Raw genomic sequence first — 2,216 nt, 5'->3', positions numbered from 1 at the left:
TGGTTGAGTCGATGTGGGGTATTATCCCCAGCACCTCTCAGTTAGAACTGGACGTGCCCGTTTCCGTGCATCCAGCTCCCGATATTCTTAGGGAGTGACCCTTTTGCTCATGTGTGAGTAGTCATGACAGGATTCGTGGATTGCTAGAAGATTTTTAGGTTTCCAGTTATCATGATTCTCGTCGATGTGATGTAGATTTACTCGCTCGTCGCTCATAAATTTCATCCCACAATGACCGCATGAATGGTTTTGCTTTTTAAGGGCTTTAGAGGTCAAATCATCGTATAACTTACTATTGCGTTCGCTCCAATAAGTTAAATCTCCGTCATAGGGCGATTTATCCCCTTTGACGGAGATGTGTTTGTTTTCGGAGTAAGGAACTGTTGGAAATGCCTTCTTAACAAGCTTAACGCTTGATTCTCTGGTATTTTTGGATTCCTTGTTAAATACCGTGTATGTTCTGTGATTTAAGAACCAAAGTGAAAACCTTGCTCCTGACATATCACAGAACCTATGGTAATTTCTCCATCCTCTAACTATTGGTGCTAGCTTTTCGGCTTTTACCTTAGAACCATAATTCGAGCAATTAACGATGTTCTTTACCTTCAAACGGAACTTTTTAAAATTATCCACTGAGGGGTAGCTTTTAAATCTTCCGTCGCTTAACACTTTGAAGTGCCAGCCGAGAAAGTCGAATCCATCTGTCGTAGCGGTAATCTTGGTCTTCTTAGCACTTACCATCATTCCTCTTGCTGCTAAAAAATTATCAATTTCGGCAAGTATTTTGACTGCATCGTCTTGAGGTCTAAGCATTATCACCATATCATCCGCATAACGGATTGATGTTTCGACAATGTTTGACGCTGGGGTTTTGTCGGTTATTCTAAATCCATCCTTATGGTATCTATGAATACTTTCAATCCCGTTAAGAGCGATGTTGGCTAATAGGGGACTCACCACCCCACCTTGAGGAGTTCCTTGTTCCGGGAAATCGGGGTTGACCCCAGCTTTTAGGCATCGGAAGATTCCGAGCTTGATACCTTTGGGCGCAATTAAGTTGTCCATTATGGTGGTGTGACTAATCCTGTCGAAGCATTTTTCTATGTCGAGTTCGATCACTCGTTTTTCCATTCCATTACAGTAGCTTCTTAGATTGTTGAACAGGATTTTCTGTGCATCGTGCGCGGAGCGTCCGGCTCTGAACCCGTAGCTGTAAGCATGGAATGTTGCTTCGTGTGCTGGTTCTAAAGCGTATTTAGCGAGGCATTGCCAAGCTCTATCCGCGATAGTTGGGATTTTTAGCATTCTGGTTGTCCCGTCCTTTTTTGGGATTGGGATTTCCCGTAGTCCTTGATGATGCCAATTACCTGCCGACTCTTTAAGTATTGTTTCTAGGTAGAAACGTCCTGTAAAGCCGAGAGATTTTACACCGTCAACACCTGCTGTTTTCTTGCCAGCGTTTAGCTGTGTTACTTGTCGAATTGCTAGGAATCTAGCAGCTTTGGATTTCAGAATAAGTCTTTGCAGAGACTGCGCTTTCCGCTTGTTTCCTGCTTGAACCGCTTTGAACACTCTCTTTTGTAGGCGAAATAAATCTTTGCGGAACTTCTTCCACGGTAGATTCTTCCAAGATTCACTGGTATTACTACTGTGTCTAATCATGCTCTGCTCTGTTGAGTGTTTTCTGAATACCTTGCGAAAATTACTTCGCATCCTACCCGTCTTGAGAGAGTTCCGTATCTCATCTTACCTACATGGAAATCGACGTATCCATGACTCTCAAGTCGTTTTTATTCGTTCCCTCAGATGATTGATTGTTCCGTTAGGTGTAGCCAATTTAACTATCAGAAACCCAAGATTCTGGACGCTATTGTGGAAATGATGCGTCGGGCTTTAGCTCTGATGAGGTCAGGGTTTTTTAAGTTATGCCCTGCCTAGGTGTAAGTTACTTTTTTAGGCTCGGTTTCACCGTAGGAACTCCCTGTTAGCACCAGTGTCAGCCCATAACAGCCGTCTGATTGTGCCCTGTTCCCAGCTTCACTCTCCAAGAATTGAGCTTGGTCGGTGTGAGCAGATAAGGAGTCACGCATGAATCTTGCGGGAAGGACTTGCACCTTCATCAATCTGAGAGTTCAGTGCTCAACCTAGGGGTCAAGTTTCACTGGATTAGTTATTTACGGATTGATTACCGAGATTCACTAATCAACGAATCGCAC

The 2,216-nt window shown here is 43.5% G+C and carries 1 protein-coding gene; it reads right to left on the bottom strand.

The genetic code is table 11. From position 1 onward, the window contains the following. Window positions 1-87: 87 nt before the first annotated feature. Window positions 88-1,662, bottom strand: a complete 1,575-nt coding sequence (locus QUA02_RS33250) for a group II intron reverse transcriptase/maturase (protein ID WP_333033992.1) — start codon at window positions 1,660-1,662, stop codon at window positions 88-90. Between the last annotated feature and the right edge of the window lie 554 nt (window positions 1,663-2,216).

The organism is Microcoleus pseudofavosus SVA1_A4 (assembly GCF_036700565.1).
GTDB lineage: Bacteria > Cyanobacteriota > Cyanobacteriia > Cyanobacteriales > Microcoleaceae > Microcoleus.
Note: the sequence above shows the minus strand (reverse complement) of the source record. Positions and strands in the feature narration are given on the sequence as shown.